Annotated in this window: 25 protein-coding genes; 16 read left to right on the top strand and 9 right to left on the bottom strand. The window is 69.6% G+C overall.

Annotation, left to right across the window (positions count from 1 at the left end):
* Window positions 1-350: ATPase, T2SS/T4P/T4SS family (locus D7X96_RS33370; protein WP_167510911.1), on the top strand; the 350-nt coding region annotated here is incomplete at its 5' end.
* A gap of 13 nt (window positions 351-363) precedes the next feature.
* Here D7X96_RS33370 and D7X96_RS33365 read toward each other — a convergent pair.
* From D7X96_RS33365 to D7X96_RS33355, 3 genes are all read right to left on the bottom strand, one after another.
* Window positions 364-705 carry a hypothetical protein gene (locus D7X96_RS33365; RefSeq protein ID WP_147468452.1) on the bottom strand — a complete coding sequence of 114 codons (342 nt, stop codon included), beginning with the start codon at window positions 703-705 and terminating at the stop codon, window positions 364-366.
* A 104-nt stretch (window positions 706-809) separates the two neighbouring features.
* Entirely contained in the window at window positions 810-1,634 is an 825-nt protein-coding gene (locus D7X96_RS33360) for a class I SAM-dependent methyltransferase (RefSeq protein ID WP_121725148.1), read from the bottom strand.
* Window positions 1,635-1,645: 11 nt separating this feature from the next.
* Complete coding sequence (locus D7X96_RS33355) at window positions 1,646-3,037, bottom strand: GspE/PulE/PilB domain-containing protein (RefSeq protein WP_121725147.1); 1,392 nt, start codon at window positions 3,035-3,037, stop codon at window positions 1,646-1,648.
* A 130-nt stretch (window positions 3,038-3,167) separates the two neighbouring features.
* On the opposite strand from D7X96_RS33355, the gene D7X96_RS33350 reads away from it, so the two are divergent.
* From D7X96_RS33350 to D7X96_RS33310, 9 genes are all read left to right on the top strand, one after another.
* Complete coding sequence (locus D7X96_RS33350; protein ID WP_120551836.1) at window positions 3,168-4,181, top strand: SPFH domain-containing protein; 1,014 nt, start codon at window positions 3,168-3,170, stop codon at window positions 4,179-4,181.
* Window positions 4,182-4,193: 12 nt separating this feature from the next.
* A complete protein-coding gene (locus D7X96_RS33345; protein WP_121771568.1) occupies window positions 4,194-5,114 on the top strand; it encodes a diacylglycerol kinase catalytic domain-containing protein in 921 nt (306 codons plus the stop codon).
* 420 nt (window positions 5,115-5,534) lie between these two features.
* Window positions 5,535-5,957: a PTS sugar transporter subunit IIA gene (locus D7X96_RS33340; RefSeq protein ID WP_120551834.1), complete on the top strand. Its 423-nt coding sequence runs from the start codon at window positions 5,535-5,537 to the stop codon at window positions 5,955-5,957.
* A gap of 33 nt (window positions 5,958-5,990) precedes the next feature.
* Window positions 5,991-6,476 carry a PTS sugar transporter subunit IIB gene (locus tag D7X96_RS33335; RefSeq protein WP_120551833.1) on the top strand — a complete coding sequence of 162 codons (486 nt, stop codon included), beginning with the start codon at window positions 5,991-5,993 and terminating at the stop codon, window positions 6,474-6,476.
* Between the two features lie 4 nt (window positions 6,477-6,480).
* Window positions 6,481-7,200, top strand: coding sequence for a PTS sugar transporter subunit IIC (locus tag D7X96_RS33330; RefSeq protein WP_120551832.1), 720 nt, complete (start codon window positions 6,481-6,483; stop codon window positions 7,198-7,200).
* A gap of 77 nt (window positions 7,201-7,277) precedes the next feature.
* Window positions 7,278-8,024 (top strand): PTS system mannose/fructose/sorbose family transporter subunit IID, encoded by a 747-nt coding sequence (locus tag D7X96_RS33325; RefSeq protein ID WP_120551844.1) that lies wholly within the window; start codon window positions 7,278-7,280, stop codon window positions 8,022-8,024.
* 33 nt (window positions 8,025-8,057) lie between these two features.
* Window positions 8,058-8,336 (top strand): HPr family phosphocarrier protein, encoded by a 279-nt coding sequence (locus D7X96_RS33320; RefSeq protein WP_120551831.1) that lies wholly within the window; start codon window positions 8,058-8,060, stop codon window positions 8,334-8,336.
* A gap of 43 nt (window positions 8,337-8,379) precedes the next feature.
* Entirely contained in the window at window positions 8,380-10,191 is a 1,812-nt protein-coding gene (gene ptsP / locus D7X96_RS33315; protein WP_120551830.1) for a phosphoenolpyruvate--protein phosphotransferase, read from the top strand.
* Window positions 10,192-10,284: 93 nt separating this feature from the next.
* Window positions 10,285-10,614: a hypothetical protein gene (locus D7X96_RS33310; protein WP_120551829.1), complete on the top strand. Its 330-nt coding sequence runs from the start codon at window positions 10,285-10,287 to the stop codon at window positions 10,612-10,614.
* Window positions 10,615-10,636: 22 nt separating this feature from the next.
* On the opposite strand, the gene D7X96_RS33305 is transcribed toward D7X96_RS33310, so the two are convergent.
* From D7X96_RS33305 to D7X96_RS33285, 5 genes are all read right to left on the bottom strand, one after another.
* Window positions 10,637-11,161 (bottom strand): MgtC/SapB family protein, encoded by a 525-nt coding sequence (locus D7X96_RS33305; protein ID WP_120551828.1) that lies wholly within the window; start codon window positions 11,159-11,161, stop codon window positions 10,637-10,639.
* A gap of 12 nt (window positions 11,162-11,173) precedes the next feature.
* Entirely contained in the window at window positions 11,174-11,779 is a 606-nt protein-coding gene (locus D7X96_RS33300; RefSeq protein WP_120551827.1) for an MXAN_6521/LA_1396 family lipoprotein, read from the bottom strand.
* 100 nt (window positions 11,780-11,879) lie between these two features.
* A complete protein-coding gene (locus D7X96_RS33295) occupies window positions 11,880-14,531 on the bottom strand; it encodes an efflux RND transporter permease subunit (RefSeq protein ID WP_121771567.1) in 2,652 nt (883 codons plus the stop codon).
* A gap of 56 nt (window positions 14,532-14,587) precedes the next feature.
* Window positions 14,588-16,756: a site-specific recombinase gene (locus D7X96_RS33290; protein ID WP_121724094.1), complete on the bottom strand. Its 2,169-nt coding sequence runs from the start codon at window positions 16,754-16,756 to the stop codon at window positions 14,588-14,590.
* A gap of 119 nt (window positions 16,757-16,875) precedes the next feature.
* The gene (locus D7X96_RS33285; protein WP_120553023.1) at window positions 16,876-17,466 is read right to left on the bottom strand and encodes a Tgt2/MlaC family protein; all 591 of its coding nucleotides are present in this window, start codon (window positions 17,464-17,466) and stop codon (window positions 16,876-16,878) included.
* 238 nt (window positions 17,467-17,704) lie between these two features.
* Between D7X96_RS33285 and metK the strand changes: the two genes are divergently transcribed.
* The 6 genes from metK to gspG all read left to right on the top strand — a co-directional run bounded on the left by metK (window position 17,705) and on the right by gspG (window position 22,080).
* On the top strand, window positions 17,705-18,895 hold the full coding sequence (metK, locus tag D7X96_RS33280) for a methionine adenosyltransferase (protein WP_120553016.1): 1,191 nt from the start codon (window positions 17,705-17,707) through the stop codon (window positions 18,893-18,895).
* 109 nt (window positions 18,896-19,004) lie between these two features.
* Complete coding sequence (locus tag D7X96_RS33275) at window positions 19,005-19,922, top strand: methionyl-tRNA formyltransferase (protein WP_121771566.1); 918 nt, start codon at window positions 19,005-19,007, stop codon at window positions 19,920-19,922.
* Between the two features lie 5 nt (window positions 19,923-19,927).
* Entirely contained in the window at window positions 19,928-20,257 is a 330-nt protein-coding gene (locus D7X96_RS33270) for a hypothetical protein (RefSeq protein ID WP_120553018.1), read from the top strand.
* Window positions 20,258-20,490: 233 nt separating this feature from the next.
* Window positions 20,491-21,060, top strand: a complete 570-nt coding sequence (locus tag D7X96_RS33265; protein WP_147442996.1) for a hypothetical protein — start codon at window positions 20,491-20,493, stop codon at window positions 21,058-21,060.
* A gap of 152 nt (window positions 21,061-21,212) precedes the next feature.
* Window positions 21,213-21,602 (top strand): type II secretion system protein GspG, encoded by a 390-nt coding sequence (locus D7X96_RS33260; protein WP_120553020.1) that lies wholly within the window; start codon window positions 21,213-21,215, stop codon window positions 21,600-21,602.
* Window positions 21,603-21,672: 70 nt separating this feature from the next.
* Window positions 21,673-22,080 carry a type II secretion system major pseudopilin GspG gene (gene gspG / locus D7X96_RS33255; protein WP_121771565.1) on the top strand — a complete coding sequence of 136 codons (408 nt, stop codon included), beginning with the start codon at window positions 21,673-21,675 and terminating at the stop codon, window positions 22,078-22,080.
* A gap of 192 nt (window positions 22,081-22,272) precedes the next feature.
* Here gspG and D7X96_RS33250 read toward each other — a convergent pair.
* Window positions 22,273-22,743 (bottom strand): YchJ family protein (locus D7X96_RS33250; RefSeq protein ID WP_244219810.1); only part of this gene is annotated, 471 nt, incomplete at its 5' end.

The raw sequence follows: 22,743 nt of genomic DNA, 5'->3' as shown, positions 1-22,743 counted from the left end.
GGCCGGGAGGGGCCATTGGCGTCGTGAAGGTGGGCGGGGAGCTGATGCTGGCGCAGGCGCTGCGTTCGTTCCTGAGGCAGGACCCGGACCTCGTCTTCGCGGACGAGGTGCGAACGCTGGAGGACATGCAGATGCTCTGCAACGCCGCGTTCACGGGACACGCCGCGGTCTGCGTCCTGGAGGCGAAGACCCCCGAGGAGGGCTACGCGTGGCTGACGGAAGCCATGCCGGGGCTGCCCGTCCACTCGCTCATCGTGCATCACACGCGCGACGCGATGACGCTCCACGAGACGAAGCCCCAGGAGGACGGCAACACCCTGCACGTCGTCCCGTGGACGCCCGGGAACTGATCAGGGCTTCAATTCAACGTGATGCAGGACGCCTGGAGTCGCGGCTGACAGGCTTGTTCAGCTTGCGCATCACCCGGGTCTTCCTGACGCGCTGGGGCTCGGTCTTCTTGGGCTTGGGCTCTGGGAAGATTGTCCCGATGGTCTCCCTCACCACGCGGTAGTCGAAGCGGAAGGGAGGACCCGCGCCCAGGGGACTCCATCCCGCTGCGAGTGCCCGCCGGATGATGTCGCGAACCATGCCCGGAGTGACGCCGGTCTGATGCGGAGCCATCCAGTTATCCGGCCGGCTGACGCCAAGGTCGACGACGAGCACGCGCCGCGGGACCTCCTCGCTGGCCTGGACTGCCAGGAGCATGGGCGAATCAGCGACGCCTTGGGAGTACGTGGGCGTTTTCCGGATGCGCCAGTCGTAATCAGTCTCACCGAAGCGAACCCGGCGGGTGCCCTTCCTGGGAATGCTCATGCCCGGGTCGCCGTCAGCTGCCGCATGCCCCAGCTCAGCGGAACGCTCCCATCCGCACGCCGCAGCGGTTGCACGGCCTGAAGGAATGATTCCTGGAGCGACGCCCGGGCCTCCGGAGACAAGCGGTCCGCGTCATACGTCGTGAACAGCGACTCCCAGACCTCCTGAGGAGACCCATCACCCTGCACGGAGAGGGACTGCACCGTGACGTCCACGAAGCCCTCTGCGAAGAGCGTGCGCAATCCGTCCTCGGAGCGGACCCGTATGTCTCCCAGCATCAGGGGAGGCTCCGTGCCCTGGCGGGACTTCATGAGTCCGGCGAACACCCTCAGCGCGTTGTCCGGCGCCAGGTCTCCACCGCCCACGACCACGGACACCCGTCCACCCGGCTTCAGCACGCGCCGGAACTCCGCGAGCACGGTCTCCACGTCGTCCATCAGCATCAGCGCCAGGTGGCTCAGCACGACATCCACGCTGGCATCCCCGAACGGAAGCGACTGCGCCCGCCCATGAACCAACGTCGCTGACCCGTCCAGCCGGGCACGCGCCGCCGCCAGTTCATGCTCGCTCATGTCGAGCCCCAGCAGTGACAGCCCGGGCTGCTTCCTCCGGGCCAGCAGCTCCAGCAGGTGCCCATCCCCACACGCCACGTCGAGTACCGTCAGCGGACCGTCGGCTGGAACCACCGCCTCCAGCAATGCGTAGCTGGAGGCCGCCGTCTCTCCATTCCGCTGCACCGGAGACGAACCGAACCACCGCGACGTCACGCCCGCGAGGCGCGCATGGAAGTCCAGCAGGTACGCTTCAGCAGGGGAGGGCATGGACTCCTCTTTCAGCGCCGGGGCTTCTTCTGTCCCGCGTTCGTGGCTTCGGCCCGGAGGGCCAGCACGGAGTACAGGTTCATCGTGTAGACGCTGCTCTCCGGCTCCAGGTCCGAAGCCTTCTGGAAGAACTCACTGGCGCGTTCGTAGTCGCGCTGGTGGTTCAGGAGGATCATCCCCATGCGGTTGTAGAGCGGCGCGGGCTTCGGCAAGAGCCCGATGCTGCGCTCCAGCAGGTCCAGGGCCTCCGCCATCTTCCCCGCCTGCTCCAGCCGCACCACGCGCTGAAGCACCTGCTCCTGCGAATCCTCCACCTTGGGCACTGGAGGAGCCGGCGCCACCGGAGGAGGCTTCGCCGTCAGCGTCGAAGCCAGCGACACCGAAGGCCTGGCCGCCGGAGCACGGGCCGCCCCTGCCTTCGCGGACGGCGGCGGCTTCGGCTCACTCCGGTCGAACACGGGCGTGCCGTCCCCGGAGAACGACGCCTCCGCCGACGCCAGCGTGCCCACCAGCTTCGTCACGCCGCGCTCCGACAGCGACTCGAACACCGCGCGCAGCTCCAGCTCCGTCACCTGGGTGATCATCGCCATGTCCGACAGCGCCGTGCGCCCGTCCACGAACGACAGCACGTACGCCTCGAACGGGCTCAACGGCCGGTTCACCAGGTCCAGCCCCGCGACGATGACCGGACGCACCGGCGGCCCCTTCGTCTTCGCCTGGGCCTGCGCCTGGAACGTCACCACCCGCGTCGCCTCCTGCTGCGGCGGCTTGGGCACGCCGCGCGCCCCCGTCTGCTCCGGCTGCGTGAGCAGCGCGCGCACCAGCGACACGTTGTCCCGGGGCGGCAGGTCCTCCACGCTGCGCACCAGCAAGAGCTCACAGCGCGCGCACTGGAAGTCCCCCGGCTTGCACGACGCGCCACAGTGCGGACACACCAGGTCCTCCGGCGGGTGCTCGAAGGCGTGCGCGTCCGCGTAGTAGTGCTTGCGGATGGCCGCGCGGATGGACCGGCGCACCGCCACGAACGGCAGCACCTGCGCCACGCCCACCGTCTTCGCGATCTCCTCCAGCGCCCGCTGCCGCTGCGGCTCGGAGATGGCCACGTACAGCACGTCCTGCGCCAGCCGCAGCGGCATGAAGTCGAAGCCCTCCGCCAGCCGCACCGGCACCCGCTCCAGCAGTGCCGGCTCCACCTTCGCCTGCGCCAGCTTCTCCGTGGACACGAAGCGCGTCTTCAGCTCCTGCGCCAGCAGCCGCAGCACCGGCGTCTCGTCCACGCCCAGCCGCACCAGGCACTCGCCCAGCTTCAGCCCCGTCTCCTGCTGCCGCGCGAGCGCCCGGGACAACAGCTCCGGCGTCAGCACTCCATCCAGGACCAACTGCTCCCCGAGCTTGCGCGTCATGCCCCCGATTCAAGGCCGCCCGGGCCCACCCCGTCCACCGCTTTCCCGCACTCCCTGTTGCGAATGTGTAATTACGACACTAAGATGGTGTCCAACTTACACAAACGCAGCAGGTGAGGGGGATGCGCGGATGTTCATCGGGTACATGAAGTCAACGCCGACCACGTACGTGATGCAGTACCGGGACGGCGAGGTGGTCCGGGAGGGCGCGGGCCTGTCCTTCCTCTACTGGAAGCCCGCGACGACGCTGGTGGCGGTGCCCCTGTCCAGCGCGGACGTCCCGTTCGCCTTCAACGAGGTCACCCGCGACTTCCAGCCGGTGACCATCCAGGGGCAGCTGACCTACCGGGTGGAGGATCCGCGCCGGCTGGCGGGGCTGTTGGACTACTCCATCACGCCGTCGGGGCGGCACCGCTCCGATGATCCGGAGAAGCTGGCGGACCGGCTGGTGCAGGCCGCGCAGGTGCGCGCCCGCGCGGTGGTGCAGTCCTTGAGCCTGCGCGAGGTGCTGGTGCGCTCCGACCTGCTGGAGTCCCGCGTGCTGGCGGCGCTGGCGGAGGCGGAATCCGTGAAGGCGCTGGGCGTGCACGTGATGGCCTTCTCCGTGCTCTCCATCCAGCCCACGCCGGAGATGGCGCGCGCCCTGGAGGCCGCCGCGCGTGAAGGACTCCAGCGGGAGGCGGATGAGGCCATCTACGCCCGCCGCAACGCGGCCGTGGAGCAGGAGCGGCGCATCAAGGAGAGCGAGCTGGCCACGGAGCTGGTGGTGGAGGAGCGCCAGCGCCAGATTCGCGAGGCGAAGATGGCCGCGGACATCGCGGTGGAGGAGCAGCGCGCCGCCCTCATGGAGCGCTGGGCCCAGAACGAGCGCCAGTCCGCGGACGCGCGCGCGTACACCCTGGAGAAGACGCTGGAGCCGGTGAAGAACGTGGATTGGAAGACGCTGCTGGCCACGTCCGCCAACGGCGGCGACCCCGCGCTCCACATCGCGCTCGCCTTCCGCGAGATGGGCGAGAACGCGCAGCGCATCGGCGAGCTCAACGTGTCGCCGGACCTCTTGCGCTCGCTCCTGCCCGCGACCTCTGGCCCCGCGCAGAAGCCGAACAAGCCTGGCCGCGCGGACGTCCAGCACTTCGAGCGCTGAAGGAGTCACGCCATGTTCGAGAAGGTCGTCCTCGTCACGCGCAAGACGCGGCTGGCGGACCTGGTGGTCCGCTTCAACACGAAGAAGCAGGCCAGGTTCTACGTGGAGCACAACGGCCAGGACTTCCACGGCTTCGAGGCGGAGGACGACACCTACCGCCGCGCCGTGGACGGCCTGCGCTCCCAGCTGGACGTGGGGCTGCCGGTGCAGCAGGTGGACCGCTCGCTCGTGCCCACCTTCCTCTTCACCGGCAAGGAGGTGGTGGTGGCGGTGGGGCAGGACGGGCTCGTCGCCAACGTGGCCAAGTACGTGGGCAGCCAGCCGCTCGTGGGCGTCAACCCGGATCCGGAGCGCTTCGACGGCGTGCTCCTGCCCTTCCTCCCGAAGGACGCCCGGGGCGCCGTGCAGCGCACCCTGGAGGGGCGCGCGAGGGTGCGCCAGGTGCAGCTGGCGGAGGCGCGGCTGCAGGACGGGCAGCGGCTGCTCGCCTTCAACGACCTGTTCATCGGCGCGCGCACGCACGTGTCCGCCCGCTACCAGGTCCGCTACGGCGGCAAGGAGGAGTCGCAGTCCTCCAGCGGCGTGCTCGTGTCCACCGGCGCGGGCTCCAGCGGGTGGCTGTCGTCCGTGTTCGCGCTCGCGCAGGGGCTCACCCGGTGCACGGGCGGCACGCCGGGGAAGCCCTGGTCGCTCGGCTGGGAGGACGCGAAGCTCGCCTTCGTCGTGCGCGAGCCCTTCGTCAGCCGCCACTCCGGCGCGGACATCGTCGGCGGCTTCGTCACCGCCGGGCAGGAGCTGGTGCTCGAGTCCCGCATGCCTCAGGGCGGCGTCATCTTCAGCGACGGCATGGAGGAGGACTTCCTCACCTTCGGCGCCGGCGCCACCGCCCGCATCCGGCCGGCGGAGCAGAGCGCTCGCCTGGTCGTCCACTGAGACACCTCAACCCAATGCGACAGGTCCCAGGAAACCAGGACGCCCCGAGTATCGATGGACCTCGCGGGCCCTCCATGGATTTCCGGGTGATACAGCCACTCCCACGTGATGGCACGGTCGGCTTCCTACCCACCGAGCGGGGACACCGGACTCGCACTCCAGGGCACGCAACCGTGGGGCCTCGCCGCGCATCCACTAGAGCGTGGGGAGACCGCGCCCGGCTCCCCGTCCGGCAGACGACACCGTGTCCCTTCCCCGGACCTGAAATTCCAGGCATGGTGGGCGCAGTCGCCTTACCTTCGAAGCGAAGTCGTTGGGGAAGCAGTTCCCAGGTGCAGGCGGAAAACTTCGCCGGAGTTGCGTCCGGTCGTTGATGGGCGTAGGACGCAAATCTCCCGGGAAGTGGCTCAGGGGTGATCAATGGTCGGCCTCGTCATCGCATCGCACGGGCGTCTCGCGGATGAGCTTGTCTCTACCGCTGAACAGATCGTGGGCAAGCTGCCCGCCGTGGCCACCTGCAACATCGAACCGGGGGCTCCCGTCGAGGACCTCCGCGCCAAGATGAAGCAGGCCGTGAAGACCGTGGACGAAGGGGACGGGGTCATCATCATGGCCGACCTCTTCGGAGGTACTCCCTGCAAGGAATCGCTGATGATGTGTCAGCGGATGAATCTGGAAGTCCTGGCCGGCGTCAATCTGCCCATGCTGCTGAAGGCCAACTCGCTCCGTTCGGAGCAGATGGCCCTGTCGGACATGGCCAACCAGCTGGCGTCGTACGGCCAGCGCAACATCACCTGTGCATCCGCCCTGCTTCGCGAGGCTCAGCAGCAGCCGCGAACTTGACGGACCCGTACGGGTCGGCGATTCGAGACTGCCGTGATCACCCTGGTCCGCGTCGACAACCGCCTCATCCATGGTCAGGTCGTCGAAGCCTGGCTTCCGCACCTCAAGGTGTCCCGAGTGGTGGTGGCGGACGATGAGGCGGCCTCCAGTCCCCTCATCCGTGCCGCCATGGCGCTCGCCGTGCAGAGCGCCATCGAGGTGCAGATCCTCCCCCTGGCCCAGGTGGACTTCGCCGCCCTGTCCAAGGACGGCGTGCGCACCCTGGTGCTGTTGAGGGACGTGGCCTCCGTGCCCTTCGCCTTCCAGCACGGGCTGGCCATGGAGCAGCTCAACCTGGGCAACGTGCACTTCGGCACCGGAAGGCGCCAGGTGTCGCCGTCCGTCTTCCTGGCGGAAGGAGAGCTGCAGGCCCTGCAGCAGCTGTCCGCGCAGGGCGTGCGCGTGGAGGCGCGCGCCGTGCCTGCGGAGAAGTCCGTGGACCTGCCGGACCTGACCGAGCGCTGGTCGAAGGCCGGGTGAGCCGGTGAACGTCGGCTGGACCCAGGTGGCGCTCGCGTGTCTCTGGGGGGGGCTGGTGGCCGTGGAGCGCAAGGCGTTCCTCCAGGCCATGCTGTCTCGGCCCCTGGTGGCCGCCACGTTCATGGGCGCCCTGTTGGGTGACGTGGGCGGGGGCCTGTCCGTCGGCATGCTTTTGGAGCTGTTCTACCTGGGCACCGCCAACCTGGGCGCCTCCCTGCCGGAGAACGACACGCTCGCGGCCACCGGCACCGCCGCCGCCGCCGCCACCCTCACCGCCGCCACCGGCGCGGGCTCCACGCCGGCCATCTGGTCGCTGGCCGTGCTGCTCTTCATCGGGCTGGGGCGGGTGGGGCGCCGGTTGGACCGGCTGCTGGAGGGCTATTCCGCCCGGCTCGCGCGCGTGGCGCTGGCCTCCGCGGAAGCGGGCAACCTGAACCGCGCCATGCGGCAGAACCTGTGGGGCATGTGGCCGCACTTCCTGTCGTACGGCGCCATCACCGGCGCGTGCGCGATGGCGGGCTACTTCCTGGAGCCGGTGATGGTGGCGCTGCCGCACCCGCTGGTGCGGGGGCTGGCCTGGGCGTACCCGGCCATGGCGTCCGTGGCGGCGGCCATCGCGGCGCAGTCCAGCCACGCGAAGCGCGCGCCCCTGTACGCGGGCCTGGCCGCGGCGGCCGTCACCGCGGCGGTGGTGCTGGTGCAGCTGCAGGAGCAGCGGCCTTGAGCACGACGCCCACGCCCACACCTGCGTCCGCCGCCTCCGCGCCTCCGGCCGCGCCGGCCTTCACGCCGCCCACGCGGCTGTCGCGGGGCACGCTGTTGCGCGTGTTCCTGCGCTCGCTCTTCCTCCAGGCGTCGTGGAACCCCAAGGGCATGCAGAACCTGGGGCTCGCGTACGCCGTGTACCCGGCGCTGGCGAAGCTGTACCCGCCGGGCCCGCTGCGCGAGACGGCGGTGCGCCGGCACCTGGTCTTCTTCAACACGCACCCGTACGTGGCGGCGGCCATCGTGGGCGGTGTGGTGAACCACGAGCAGAAGATTGCCCGGGGGGAGGAGACGCCGGACCGCGTGGTGGGCTTCAAGGCGGCGCTGATGGGGCCGCTCGCCGCGCTGGGGGACGGGTTCTTCTGGCTGTCCCTCAAGCCCGCGGTGGGCGGGCTGTGCGCGGCCATGGTGCCGCTGTTGGGCGTCTGGGCGGTGCTGCTCTTCCTGGTGCTCTACAACCTGGTGCACCTGCTGTTGCGCATCCGGCTGTACTGGCTGGGCCTGAGTCTGGGAGACCGTCTGGTGGAGGCCGTGGCGCGGGTGAACCTTCCCGCCAAGGGCGCCCGGCTGAGGGGCGTGGCGGCGGCGAGCGCGGGCGGCCTGGCCGCGTGGCTGGCGGTGAGCTTCGGGGCGACGGCGGGCGGGACGTGGGCGCCCTTCCTGGCGGTGGGGTGCCTGGCGGTGGGCGTGCTGGCGTACGTGGCCGTCAACCGCCGCGTCCCCACCTACGTGGTCCTCTACGTCGCGGCGGGATTGGCCTGCGCGGCGGGCGCCTTTCTGTGAGTACGAACAGTCGAGTGAAGCGGGAGTCGCACGATGGCGAGTGAAGCCGAGGGAACCTTCGAGATCATCAACGCGCTGGGGCTGCACGCCCGGGCCGCGGCGCAGATGGTCAAGGTGGCCAACCGCTTCAAGAGCGATGTCACCATCAAGGCCTCCGGGCAGCGCGCCAACGCCAAGTCCATCATGGGCGTGCTGATGCTCGCGGCGGCCCAGGGCACCCAGGTGACCCTCACCTGCAAGGGCGAGGACGCCGAGGCCTGCCTGTCCGAATTGAAAAAGCTCATCGAGGACCGGTTTGGCGAAGCGCAGTGAGCGTCGAAAGGGGAGGTAGACTCCCCTAGAGGTCAGAAAAACCGTGAGCAGCCAGGCCACCCCTACACTCAGGCTGTCGGGCATCGGCGCCTCTCCGGGCGTGGCGGTGGGCCACGCCTTCATCCTGGACCGGAAGCGCATCCGCACCCCCAAGCTGCGCCTGGCGGACGCGGAGGTGGAACCCGAGCGGATGCGGATGAAGACCGCCATCGACCTGTCCGACCGCCAGCTCGCGGAGCTGAAGGACCAGATTACGCGCACGGAGGGCAGTGACCACGCCCTCATCCTGGAAGCGCACCGGCTGATGCTCCACGACCCCATGCTCGTGGACGAGGTCAACCGCCTCATCGTGGAGGACCGCATCAACGCGGAATGGGCCGTCCGCCGCACGGCCCGGAAAATCAAACACCTCTTCGACAACATCCCGGACGAGTACTTCCGCGAGCGCCGCTCGGACGTGGACTACGTGGCGGACCGCATCATCCGCAACCTGATGGGCCAGGTGGTGGACGAGGACGTGGAGGTGCCCGCGGAGGCCATTGTCGTCGCGCATGACCTGCCGCCCGCGGACGCTGCGATGATGGCTCGCAGCGGCCGCGTGGCGGGCTTCGTCACCGACCTGGGCGGACAAACGAGCCACACCGCCATCGTCGCCCGCGCGCGTGAGACGCCCGCGGTGGTGGGCGCGGGGCGCGCGAGCGAACAGATTTCCCCGGGCGACCTGGTCGCCATGGACGGCACGCGCGGCGTGGTGCTGGTGAACCCCACGGAGGACCAGCTGGCGCTGTTCCGGGAAGAGCAGCGCCGCTACCTGGAGAGCGAGCAGCTGGCGCTGGCCACCAAGGACCAGCCCGCGGTGAGCACGGACGGCTTCCGCATCCGGCTCAACGGCAACATGGAGTTCCTGGAGGAGATCCCCTCGCTGCTGGCGCACGGCGCGGAGGGCATTGGCCTGTACCGCACGGAGTTCATGTTCCTGGACCGCAAGACGGCGCCCACGGAAGAGGAGCATTACCGCGCGTACAAGCAGGTGCTGGAGGCCATGGGGGGCCGCCCCGTCACCATCCGCACGCTGGACCTGGGCGGCGACAAGGTGCCGGGCAAGACGAAGCACGAGAAGGAACCCAACCCGGCCATGGGCCTGAGGGCCATCCGCTACTGCCTGTCCAACCGGGAGCTGTTCCGCGTCCAGCTGCGGGCCCTGTTGCGCGCGAGCGTGCACGGCAACCTGCGCCTGATGTTCCCGCTCATCTGCGGCGTCAGTGAGCTGCGCGAGGCCCGCAGCGAGCTGGAGGCGTGCCGCACGGCGCTGGGGCGCGCGGGTGTGCCGGTGGGCAAGCGCTTCCCGGTGGGCATCATGGTGGAGACGCCCAGCGCGGCGACCATCGCGGACCGGCTGGCGCAGGAGGCGGACTTCTTCTCCATCGGGACGAACGACCTCATCCAGTACTCGCTGGCCATCGACCGCCAGAACCGCGAGGTCGCGTACCTCTACCGGCCGCTGCACCTGTCGGTGCTGCGCATGCTCCAGGGCATCGTGGACGCGGCCAAGTCCGCCAACATCCCCGTCTCCATGTGCGGCGAGATGGCGGGCGACCCGCTCTTCACCCTGGTGCTGCTGGCGCTGGGCTTCGACGAGCTGTCCATGACGTCCGGTCAGATTCCGGTGGTGAAGCGCCTGATGCGCCGGGTGAGCCGGAGCGAAGCGGTGGAGATGCTCCAGGGCGCCATGGAGCTGACGACCGCGGAGGAGATTGAGCGCTTCGTGCGCACGGAGATGGACCGGCGCTTCAGCGGAGGCCAGGAGGGCTCGCTGCTGTCACCGGTGCATGATCCGGAATCAGAGCCGGTGTAGGCCCCTCTCTCCCTGAGAGAATGCGAGCAGAGGGGTCGCCGTTTCCAGGCGGAATGCACAGTTTGGCCGGACACGGATGCAGGAGGCAGCAGCGTGTTCAAGCCAACGGACATTCAGCGGGGCATGACGGTGCGGGACCGGGACGGCGAAGCGCTCGGCGGCATCGTCGCGGTGGACCCGCGCGGCTTCACCATTGGCAAGGGGCGCATCTTCGAGCGGGAATACCCGGTGCGCTTCTCCGACGTCGAGGACCTGGACGGGGATGACGTCTACCTGCGCCGGGACCTGGCCAGCCTCCCGGGCGCCATGCTGGCGGAGGGCGCGCTGGAGCTGGAGGACGACCACTGCCACCCGGACACGCCGCACCGGCCGGTGGCCTACACGCACGACCTGACGGGCGCGCTGGTGCCCATGATGGAGTAGCGGGCGTCCTCACGCTCACGCATCACTCGGGACGGGACTCTCCATCACCGGTGGGGGGCCCGTCCTCGGTGTTTTCGCGGCCCGGGGTCCCGGCGTGCCTCCCGTCCTCGGGTGACAGCAGCCGGGAGAGGGGGCGCAGCACCACCAGCGACAGCAGGGCCAGGGCCACGGTGACGCTGGCCAGCACGTAGAGGCCCAGCCCGCAGGCCAGGCCCGCCGCCGCCGTCAGCCAGAGGTTCGCCGCCGTGGTGAGGCCTCGCACCGAGTGCCCGTGGCGCAGGATGACGCCCGCGCCCAGGAAGCCGATGCCCACGACAATCTGGCTGGCGATGCGGCTGACGTCCACCTGCGTGCCGCTGGGGTTCGCCTGCGCCCGGAGCAGCTCCTCCATGGACACGCTGGAGAGCGTGAAGCAGCACGCCCCCAGCGCCACCAGCGTGTGCGTGCGCAGCCCGGCGGCCTGGTTGCGCGCCTCACGCTCCACGCCCAGCACGCCGCCCAGCAGCGTGGCCAACGCCAGCCTTCCGATGAGGACTTGGGGTTCCACCGGGGCGGGACGCTACTCGCCCAGGTCGATCTTCTCGTCCTTGTCCGCGTCGTTCAGTTCGGGATTGGGCAACGTGTCCAGCGTGGCCACCAGCAGCTTGTAGGACGGCACCACGTAGGGCTCCACCACCTGGCCCAGCTCCGTCACGTACTGCTCCTTGCGCTCCACGTACTTCTTGTCCTCGGAGTCCCAGCTGCCGCCGGCCTCCGCGGCCCAGACCTCCTCACCGTCGCGGCAGCGGATGAGCTGCGCGCGCACCGCCACCTCCGCGCCGTCACCCACGCGCTTCACCGCCGGGTCCAGCCAGAGCACGCCCTCGATGCCCTCCACGCACTGGTCCTTGAAGGTGGCGTCCGTGGGGCGCTCCGGGAGCGACGTGTTGGCCTTCACCAGGTAGTCCCGGTTCTGGTTGAGCCACTGCCGCGCGATGAGGCTCCACAGGTCGCCAATGTACTGCTGCCCCTGCGGGAAGGGCTGCGTCACCACCGCCAGCCGCTTCACCTGCTGCCGGTCCACCGTCGCGTAGTCCGGGCGCAGCCGCTGGCTCTTCACCGTGCTCGCGCAGCCCGTGAGCACCATCAGGCCCAGCACCGCACCCACCCGCTTGAACGTCCCCATGGCTTGAAGCTCCCGAAGAAAAGAACGGCCCCGCGCTTCCCTTGGGGGAAGGCGGGGCCGTGAGGTCCGGCGCGGGATATTAAGCGCTTCCTCCGCGCTGTCAGGCGGCGCGTGTGGAGGACGTGTCACCGCCGGAGGCGGAACCGCCCTCCGGCGAACGTCCCGCGTCCTTCTGCCGCTTGTCGTGCATCAGCTGCATCACCGCCGCCAGCACCGTGAAGGACACCAGCAGCGTGGTGATGAGGCCGATGCAGGCGACCAGGCCCATGGAGCGCAGGCCGTTGTGGCTGGCCACCAGCAGCGCCGCGAAGCCCGCCACCGCCGTGAGCGTGGAGGACGCCACCGCCGCGCCCACGCTGCGCAGCGCCACCAGCGGGGACGTGCCCTCCAGGAAGCGGTGCAAGAGGTACAGACCGTGGCTCACGCCGAAGCCCAGCAGGATGGGCAGGATGATGATGTTCATGAAGTTCAGGCGCAGGTCGAACAGCGCCATGAAGCCCATCATCATCGCCAGGCCCACCGTCAGCGGAATCACGGACGCCAGCGCCAGCTTCGCGTTGCGGAAGTCCGCGAAGTGCATCACCAGAATCCACAGCGCGGTGAGGATGACCGTGAGCTTCGCGTCCTTGAGCACCATGCGCGCCAGCGACGCGTACAGCTGCGTGGCGCCCGCGGCGCGGAACTCCTTCTCCACCGGCGCGCCCGTGGGGCCGCCCTGCGTGAACTTGCCCGGCGTCACCATGGCCTTGATGGAGGACGTCTGGTCCGCGAACTGGAGCATCTGCTTGCCGTCCCACAGGTCCACGCTCGGGTAGATGAACGTGAGGTAGCCGTGGTTCTCCGGGCTGGTGGTGGGCAGGTGGCGGAACTGCGAGGCGTAGATCTCCGGCACGTTGTGCACGTCGAAGGGGCGCGCCTCCAGCATCTTGAAGAACAGGGCCGCCTTCTCCTGCGTCTCCGGCGGCAGCGCCTTCACGTCGATCTCCTTCAGCTCCTCCTGCCACTCCTCCAGGATCTTCGCGTTCGCCTGGGAGATGCCCTCCGGCGGCACGAAGGTGAAGAGGCTCATCACCTGGGAGATGGCGGGGCGCTTCTTCGGGTCCGCCGTCAGCTCCTTGTAGAGGGCCTCCGTCTCCGCCAGGTCCTTGGTGTAGACGGCGAGCGGGTCGCTGGCGATCTTGAAGCGCGCGTTGATTTCATCCTGCAGCACCACGGACGGCTGGTTCGCCGGCATCAGCGCGCGGGTGTTGTAGTTGAAGCGCACGCCGTACGGCAGCCGCGCGAAGAAGCCCGCGTCCGCCGGGGGCTCGCCGCTCTTCCACGGGATGGCCGCGCCGCACACCACCGCGACAATCACGCAGCCCACCGCCAGCACCAGGCCGGGGCGCGGGATGCGCAGCTCCTTGCCGGTGGCGCTGACGGCGGGCGGCGGCTTCATCACGCCAATGAGCTTCTGCGGCAGCTCCGGGTTCTTGCGGCCGGCCAGCGCCAGCAGCGCCGGGCACCAGGAGAACAGCGTGAAGCCCAGCATCAGCGTGCCCGTGCCGGCCAGGAAGCCGAACTGGGAGAAGCCTTTGAACTCGCTCACCATCAGCACGTAGAACGAACCGGCCACCACCACCGCGGACACCAGCGCCGGGCGGCCCGCGTTGATGACCGCGTCGCGGATGGCCACGTCGTAGGGCTTGCCCGCGCCCAGTTCCAGGCGCGTGCGGAAGATGAAGTGGATGCCGTAGTCGATGCCGAACCCCATCAGGATGCCGCCCAGGATGGAGGTGATCATGTTGAGCTCACCCAGCGTCGCGTAGGTGAAGCCCAGCGTGTACAGCGTGCCCGCCACCGTGCCGCTCACCACGATGAGCGTGGGCGCCCACTTGCGGAAGAACGCGATGGTGATGGCGAAGATGGCGACCAGCGCGATGATGGTGACCGGCTGGAGCGAGTCCTCGATGGCGTACGAGTCGTCCACCGCCGTCTTGTAGGAACCCGTGAAGCCGTAGGCGACCGTCTTCTTGTCGCCCATCTTGTAGTAGTCCTCCACCAGCTGCACGCCCGAGGCGTTGCCCTTGGAGTACTGCTCCAGGTCCACGCGCAGCTTGTCCACGTACTGCTTCGTCTTGCCGATCTCGTTGGTGTCCCACATCGGCTTGATGAGGAGCAGCAGCAGCTTGCGGTCCTGGGAGATGTAGTAGTCGTCCGCGATGCTCTTGTTGCCAACGCTGGAGTACTTGTCGACCAGGTCCTGCAGGTCCAGCTTCACCGGCTCCGTCTTCTTGATTTCAATGTAGAAGGGGTTCGCGCGGCGGATCTGATCCTTGAGGAACGCCATGATGCGGCGCTTGCCCTCGGCCAGGTCCTCCGTCTTCACGAACAGGACCATGTTGTTCTGCACGAACTCGACGGGGATCTTGTACGTGACGGAGCGGGCGTTCTCCTTGTCCTTGCCCACCATCACGGCCACGTCGTCCGCGACCTTCTTGAGCGTGGCCTCGTCGTCACCGCGGAAGGTGAGCATGAAGAAGCCGCTGCCGCCCACCATGTCGATGACGCGCTTGACGTCCTTCACCTCCTGCAGGTCCTGGGAGATGAGGTCCAGCTGGTTGGAGTTGATGGTCAGCTTCGACGTGCCCCACACGGCCAGGCCGAGCAGCAGCAGCAGCACGGTCATGACGGTGCCGGGGCGCCGGACCAGCATCTCTGCGTAGGCAAGGGCGAGGCGGGGCGGAGGATGGGACGAGGGATTGCCGCTCATGGGCGCGGGACCCTATCGCCGAACGTCCCCGCCCGGAAGCAAAGCCCGGACGCCTGTCAGTGCCCTGGAGGCCCGGCCAGGGGGACGGCCCGCGCCTCGGTCCCACCCGTGGCGGGCGCGTCACGGGGCGGCAGGAGGAAGGGGAGCGGGTTTCGCAGGAAGCGCAGGAACACCGCGCCCAGGAAGCGCACGCCTTCGAAGAGGGGCACGTCGCGGGCGCGCAGGGCCACGCCCAGGGCCAGCGCGAAGGACGCGCCGAAGTTGACGACGCCCACGAAGAGGACGCCCACGGCGGCCGCCAGGAAGCCCGGCTCCGTCACGGCGGAGGGGCCCAGCGCGCACCCGGCGAAGGCCAGCGCGCCGAACGAGAAGGTGACGTGGCGCACGTCCAGCGGGACGCCGAAGAAGCCGCCCACGCCCGGCATCACCGCCAGGAGCAGGCCCAGGCAGACACCGCCGGCCACGCCCGCGGCGTGGTGCATCAGCGCGTCCGCCACCCTGCGCGCGCCCGTCACGCCGAAGACGGCGCGCAGCACGCGGTGGTGGGCCAGCGCCTCCGGCAGGCGGCGGTAGACGATGAAGTTCTCGAACCAGCCGGCGGCCACGCTGGAGGCCCAGAGCATCACGCCGGTCAGCGTGGCGTAGAACAACGTCGCGCTCTTCCAGGGGTGCAGCGTCTCCACCACGTGCCGGGCCTGCTGTTCGGTCAGCCAGGCGTGGCCCGTGAGGAACTGGAGGCCCAGCGCCAGCGCCACCGCGACGGGCAGCACGCAGCCCAGGTTGCCCAGGATGGCCGCCAGCTGCGAGCGGGTGATGCGCGGCACCAGCGCCTCCAGGCGCTCCATGCGCCGGGCGCCTCCGTCCGGGCCCGCGTCCTCGCCCACCGCGGCCGCCAGCGTGGAGGCCGTCATGGACGGCTGCTTCGTGGCCAGCGTGAAGCCCAGCAGCTGCATCAGCACGAAGCCGCCGGCGTAGTTGAGCGCGACGAAGAGGCCCGCGAAGAAGGGGGCCAGCGGCAGGCCGGTGAGCAGGAACTTCAGCGCGACGGCGAACGCGGCCACCAGTCCGCCGCCCGCCGCCGAGTGCACCATGTGGTGGAACTCGGCCGTCGTGGAGGTGATGTAGTGCTCGCCCGTGTTGCCGGTGCGCTCGATGACCTTGCGCGCCAGCAGCCGGGCGTTGCGCCGCACCAGCGCGCGCACGGAGCGGTCCGCGTGCGCGTGCTCCAGCAGGTCCGACAGGAGCGCCAGCACCTCGCGCCAGCGGGGCTCACCGCGCGGCGCGGCCAGCACCCTGGCGATGGCCTCCATCCGGTCCAGGCCGCGCCGGATGCGCTCCAGCCGGTACACCAGGTCCACGCTGACGCCGGACTCCTCCAGGTGCCGGGTGACGGAGCGCACCACGCCGCGGCAGTCCTCCACCACGCGGGCCAGCTCCGCCAGCGCCTCCTGGGCCCCGTCGCGCGCCAGCACCGCGTCACACACCAGCCGCAGCCGCAGGAAGGGTGACGCGCGGAAGGACAGCTCCGGCGTGCGGTCGCGCACGTCCTCCGCCAGCCCCAGCCCCGCCACCTGCACGCCCAACAGCAGCAGCGCGTCCATCAGGTCCCCGCGCACCCGCGAGGACGGGGTGGGCTCCGGTGGGGGCGGCTCGCCCACCAGCGCCGTCAGCCGCGCCAGCAGCAGGGGGGACAGCGCGCCCAGCCACTTCGCGTCCCCAGGCACCGGGAACAGGAGCAGGAGCAGCTCCGACAACTTGCCCGGCTCCGGCGGCGCGGGCAGCACGCCGCGCACCAGGCGGTCCGTCAGCTCGGAGAAGAAGCCGTTGCCCGCGGAGAGCCCCACCTGGGCGAAGAGCTTCAGGCCCCGGCTGCTCGCGAACACGCCCGCCACCAGCCGGGTGACGGACGCGCGCAGGGCGCTCTCGCCCTCCAGCACGCGCACCAGCAGGGACAGCCGGGAGTTCGCGGGGGACAGCGCGGAGTCGTCCACCTCCGTGAGGCCGTGGGCGGGGATGCGGTCGCGCATCCAGTGGATCCACCGCTCCACCCACGCCAGGCGCGGCTCCAGGCCGTCCTGGGGGACCTCCGACAACAGCCGGAGCAGGTCGCGGACCGCGGGGTGCCCCGGAGCGCGGGGGGCGTACTGGACGCAGAACGCGTCCATCTCTCGGTCGGACGGAGCCCCCCGGAGCAGCAGCCGCGGGGCGGGGGTCGAAACACTCATTCGCCAGGCGCTCCGGGGGAGGAGGAACGCCCAAGCCTACCCGGCCCGCGCCTCCCCCGGAACCCGGAGGTGTGGCGAGGGCCGGGATGCCCGGCTGCCCTGGCGGGAGGCAGGCTGGATTACTTCACCTTCACCGAAGCCAGCTCGTTGTTCTTCTGGCGCATGGCGCCGAGCAGCGCGTCCCAGCCGCCCTCCTTGAAGAGCGGGCGGACCTGGTCGTCGCGGATGCCGGTGAGCATGGAGTCGCCCAGCACGGACACGTCCACGACCTTCCAGCTGCTGCCCACCTTCTCCACGGAGTACTTGAGCTTCATCTCCTGCTTCTTCAGCGGGTGGTTGATGAAGATGGTGGAGCCCACGAGCGCCTTGTCGCCCGTCACCTGCGGCTCGTCGTAGGTGATGGAGTCCAGGTTCTTGAAGTTCTCGCGCACCTTGGGGAAGGCGATCTTCGCGAAGAGGCTCTGGAAGAGCTGCGTGAACTCCTTGCGCTGCGCGTCCGTGGCCTTGGTCCACTCTTCGCCCAGCAGGAAGAGGCCCTGCTGGTCGCTGCCCAGGTTCTCCAGGGCCTTGGTGTCCTTCTCGTAGCGCACGGACTGCACCACGGTCTTCACGGGCTTGGTGATGGCTTCGGACGCCTTGGGCGCGGCGAGCGCGGGCACTGCGAAGGTGAGGGCAACCAGGAAGGGAAGGGTGCGGATGCGGGCGTTCACGTTCATATGGGTCGGTGACCTCCAGAAGAAGGGCGCGGGTCCTGTAGCCCTGAGAACGCCGCGCGAACCATGAAATTCATCCGGCGGGCGGGCACACCCGCGGCGTCGGGTCCGCCTGGTTGAAGGGCGCTGGCACCGAATAAACCCGTGTATCGGCAGGTTTGACTCTGCTGGGACCCCACGTTTAGTGTCCGCCCCCTGCGCTGCGTCACCGAATTAGCGCGAAGCCCGAGAAGACATGCCTACCGACTTCCTGTTCACGTCTGAATCCGTCACCGAGGGCCACCCGGACAAGATCGCCGACCAGATCTCCGACGGTGTGCTCGATGCCATCATCGCCAAGGATCCGCAGGCGCGCGTCGCCGTGGAGACGCTCGTCAAGACGGGCCTCGCCATTGTCGCGGGCGAGGTGACGACGAACACCTACGTGGACATCCCGAAGATCGTCCGCTCCACCATCACGCGCATCGGCTACACCGATAGCTCCATGGGCTACGACGGCAACACCTGCGGCGTCATGGTGGCCATCGAGGGCCAGAGCCAGGACATCGCGCGCGGCGTGGACAACAAGAAGGACCAGGGCGCCGGCGACCAGGGCATGATGTTCGGCTTCGCGTGCGACGAGACGCCGGAGCTGATGCCCGCGCCCATCCACTACGCGCACGCGCTGACCCGCCGCCTGGCGGAGGTGCGCCGCAAGAACCACCCGTGGATCCGCCCGGACGGCAAGAGCCAGGTCACGGTGGAGTACAAGGACGGCAAGCCGCTGCGCATCGACGCGGTGGTGCTGTCCACGCAGCACTCGGATGACGTCTCCAACAAGAAGATCCAGGAGGCCATCCGCGAGGACGTCATCCTGAAGGTCCTGCCGAAGAAGCTCATCGACAACAAGACCAAGTTCTTCATCAACCCCACGGGCCGCTTCGTCATCGGCGGCCCCATGGGCGACTCGGGCCTCACGGGCCGCAAGATCATCGTCGACACCTACGGCGGCATGGGCCGTCACGGCGGCGGCGCGTTCAGCGGCAAGGACCCGTCCAAGGTGGACCGCTCGGCCGCGTACATGGGCCGCTACATCGCGAAGAACGTCGTGGCGGCGGGCCTGGCCAGCCGTTGCGAGGTGCAGGTGTCCTACGCCATCGGCGTGGCGGAGCCTGTCAGCGTGATGGTGGAGACCTTCGGTACGTCCACCGTGCCGGAAGAGCAGATCGCCCGCGCCGTGCGCCAGGTGTTCGGCCTGCGTCCGCGCGAAATCACGGAGCACCTGGACCTGCTGCGGCCCATCTACCAGAAGACCGCCGCGTACGGTCACTTCGGCCGCGCGGAGAAGGAGTTCACCTGGGAGCGCACGGACAAGAAGGACGCGCTGCGTGAGGCCGTCGCGGCCCCCGCCCCCAAGGCGCGCACGCCCCGCCTGAAGGCGGTCTGACGCACCGGTAACACTCCGTCGTACCCACGCGCTCGTCCCCTCCCGGGGCGAGCGCGTTTTCATTTCCACGGCCGGGCGCGCACGGTGGGTGAATTGTTAGGACACCGGCATGCCGACTCCGGGTGCCGCGTCTGGCTGGCGCATCGTGCTGCTCACCGTGGCCCCCGCCGTGGCGCACGACTTCACGTTGGCGCTGAGGGCCCAGGGGCATGACGTGGTGGCCCTGGTGGTGCCCGCGGGCGTCCGGGGCCTGCGCCCGCTGGACAGGGAGGGGTGGGCGGAGCTGGGGCGGCTCTTTGAAGCCGCGCCGCCGTCGGTGGACGTGCTGCTGGTGAGCGAGCGCGCCCACCTGATGCCCCGGCTGACGGAGCTGCGGCCGGACTTCGTCCTGTGCTTCTTCTTCCCCTGGAGGCTGCCGCCAGAGGTGCTGGCGCTGCCACCGCTGGGGGCGGTGAACGTGCACCCGTCGTTGCTGCCCCGCTACCGGGGGCCGTGTCCGCTCGGGTGGGCGCTGCGGGAGGATGCTCGCGAGCTGGGGCTCACCTTCCACCGCATGGACACGAGCTTCGACACCGGGCCGGTGCTGGCGCAGGAGCTGTTCCCCATCCAGGACGAGGACCCGGAGGAGGTCGTCTTCGAGAAGCTGATGCTCGCGTCGCGCCGGCTGCTGCCCGGGGTGGTGGAGCGCGTGGCGCGCGGAGACGTGGGCGAGCGGCAGGCGGAAGAAGACGCCACCTTCGCGCCCTTCTTCGAAGCCTCGTACCGAAACGTGGATTGGCGCGACGACGCGCGGGCCGTGCACCTGAAGGTGCGCGCGTGCCGCTTCGCCGGATGGCGCGAGGGGCGAGGCGACGCGAGGGCCCGGCTCGAGGGCCGCTGGGTCCGCGTGCAGTGCACCCGGGCGTGGCGGGGCGAGGACCCGCACGCGCGGCCGGGCACGCTGTTGGCGCGGCAGGGGGACGAGCTGCTGGTGCAGTGCGGGGACCGGCCGCTCTGGGTGGTGTCTCACACGGTAGAGGACGCCTGAGCGCGATGGGCAGGTACAACGAGTTCATCTGGCCGGTGAAGTGCCCGTCGTGCGGTGCCGCGGAGGCGCTTTCGTTCCAGGGCTACATCGGGCTGCTGCAGTGGGAGCGGTTCCAGGAGGGCGACGACGTCTTCGACCGCGAGCCCCAGCACCGGCGTCGCGAGGTGGGGCCTGACGCGGGGCTGGAGGGGCGGAGCTTCTGGGCCTACGGCCTGGGGGACTGTCCGCGTTGCAGGCAGACGCTGTGGGCGCGCATCGACGTGCGCAAGGGCCGCTTCGTGGGGCTGGTGCTCGTGGCGGAGCCCGCCAACATGTACGACTGGGGACCGCTGTGACCGTCTCAGCGCGAGTCCAGGAACGTGAGCAGCGCGGCAATGAATATCGCCAGGGTTCGCACGTCTCCGGGCTCTACCCACCTCCCCCAAGCCAGGGAACAATGCCCATTCTCCCCCCTGCACCGATGCGGTGCGCTCTCGGAACGCTCGTCTTGCTGGCCGGGTTCGCGCTTCCTGCCGCCGCTGCCCCTCTGGCATCCGCCGCTGCATCACAGGCCGTCATGCAGTTGGCCTTGAAGCAAACCTCCGACGTGCCCTTCCTCGTCTTCCCGTGGGAGGGTGCGGTCCTTTCGAGTGGGCTCGTCTACTTCGAGTGGGAAGCGCCCACGGACCCCGATGGGGTGTCGCCGGAGTATGGCCTGCTCATCCGCCAGGGCGGCGTGAACGTCCGAACCTTCAAGACGACGCAGACCTTCTTCGCCCTGTCCGCGAGCAATGAGCTGCCGCCGGGGGCCTATACCTGGCTCGTCGTCGCGTACAACGGCGGTGGCACCTCCACCTCTGTCGAGTCCCGCTTCACCATCGCGGGGGGAGGCGCCGTGGACGGGGGCATTCCGGACGCGGGCACGGCTCCAGACGCGGGCTCCATCGGGGCGGACGCAGGGGGGCAGGATCCCGGCGTCTCGATCCCCCTTGATCCGACCTCGCCTGTTCCCTCCAGCCCGCTCTCGGAATCTTCCGGATGTACCTTGAGTCCGGCTGGTGGGGCATCCCCTGGCGCACTGCTGCCGCTTCTGGCGCTCGGGCTCATCCTCCGAGGCCGGGCGCGCGGACGCCGTGGCAGGGCGAGCCCGGGGACGTGAGCCGCGCGGCGCGGTCCTGACGTGAGCCCGAAGGTGCGGAGATTGCACAGGGGGACGCGGTGAGGCCTCGGGCCTCCTCTTTCGCGCGCGGTGCGCGGAGTGACACGACAGGGTGACGCGTCTTGGTTGACGTTTCCGCCAGAAAGACAGACATGGGCTTTCTTCCCCGGCTCAAGCCCCAGGGGGTGGTGGCGGCCCTCGCGACGCTGGTCCTCCTGGGCTACGGCGTGATGGTGGCGTTCATGCTGAACATGGAGCGAGGAGAGCGGCAGCGGGGCGTGGCGCGGAACATGCGGCACATCCTGCTGGCGCTGACCCATTACGAGGAGCGCACGGGCCACGCGCTGCCACCTTCGGCCGGGCTCTCCGTGCTCGTGGAGGAGGGCTTGCTGGAAGCCCTCCCCGTGGACCCCTGGGGCCATGACTACAAGTACCGCGTGGAGGCGGGCTCGCCGGTCATCCTGTCCTACGGCCGTGATGGCATTCCGGACGGCGAGGGCCCGGACGCGGACCTGTCCTCTCTCAGCCTGCTGGCGGAGTGAGGCAGGCCCACGGGTTGCAATCGCAGTCATGCCGGAAGGCAGAGGGGCCTTCCGTTCCAGAAGGACAGACATGAACAGGAAACAGCGACGTCAGCGCGGCATGACGCTGATTGAAATCATGGTCGTCATCACCATCCTGGGGCTCATCGCCGCCGCCGTGGGCGTGTCGGTGATGGGCCAGTTCGGCCAGGCGAAGCAGCAGCGCGTGGGGCTGGACTTCCACTCGCTGGGGCAGGCGCTCCAGATGTACGCGATGAAGAAGGGGAAGCTGCCGGACACCTCCGCGGGGCTGCGTCCGCTGGTGGAGGAGGGCGTCCTCAACGAGCTGCCGCGCGACCCGTGGGGCAATGACTACGTGTACACGCTGAGCCGGGGCGTGCCGGCCATCGTGTCACTGGGCGCGGATTGCGCGCCGGGCGGTGACGGCGATGACCGGGACCTCTCGTCGCTCGACAAGGACGCTCGGGGGCGAGGGTGAGGTGAGAGGAAAAGGGGTGCTGCCCGAGTGGAGAAGCCACATTGCGTGGCAATCATGCCATAGGCGGATTCGAACCGCGGACCCCCGTTGGGGAGCCTTACCAGAGCGTGTTGGGCCTCTCCGGCCGGGCAGCACTCCCAGGGACGAAAGCGCCGCGAAAATCCTGACGGGGGATTTTCGCTCCGCGTGCCGTCAGTCCTCCGGGAAGGTGGCGAGCGTGAGGGACTCCGGGGGGACCTTCAGCTCGCGCGGCAGCTTGAGGACGCCGTCCAGGTAGCGCCAGCCGGTGCCGTCGTGGCGGAAGTCCGAGCGCTCCACGAAGGACTGGTCCTTCCCCTTCTCGAACACCCTGGCGAAGAACAGGACGCGGGCGAGCCCCGTCGCGTCCGGGGGCTGGTGGCCCATCACCACCAGCCCCGGGTACTGGTGGGCCTGGGCGAAGGCGCGCAGCTCGCGCACGACGTCCGCTTCTGGACGGGCCCGCATCGGGTGGCCGGGGTGGAGCGTCTTCCACAGGTAGGTGGCGTCGCGCAGGGCGAAGGCGCTGTAGCGGCTGCGCATGAGGCGCTCGGCGTCCGGGGCTTCCGCCTCGCCTTTGTGGAAGGGGGCGCAGCACTGCTTGTAGCGCTGGCCGGAGGAGCAGGGACACAGGGGGACGGGGGG

The organism is Corallococcus interemptor (assembly GCF_003668875.1).
GTDB classification, from domain to species: Bacteria; Myxococcota; Myxococcia; order Myxococcales; family Myxococcaceae; genus Corallococcus; species Corallococcus interemptor.
This window is presented reverse-complemented; position numbering and strand designations above follow the sequence as displayed.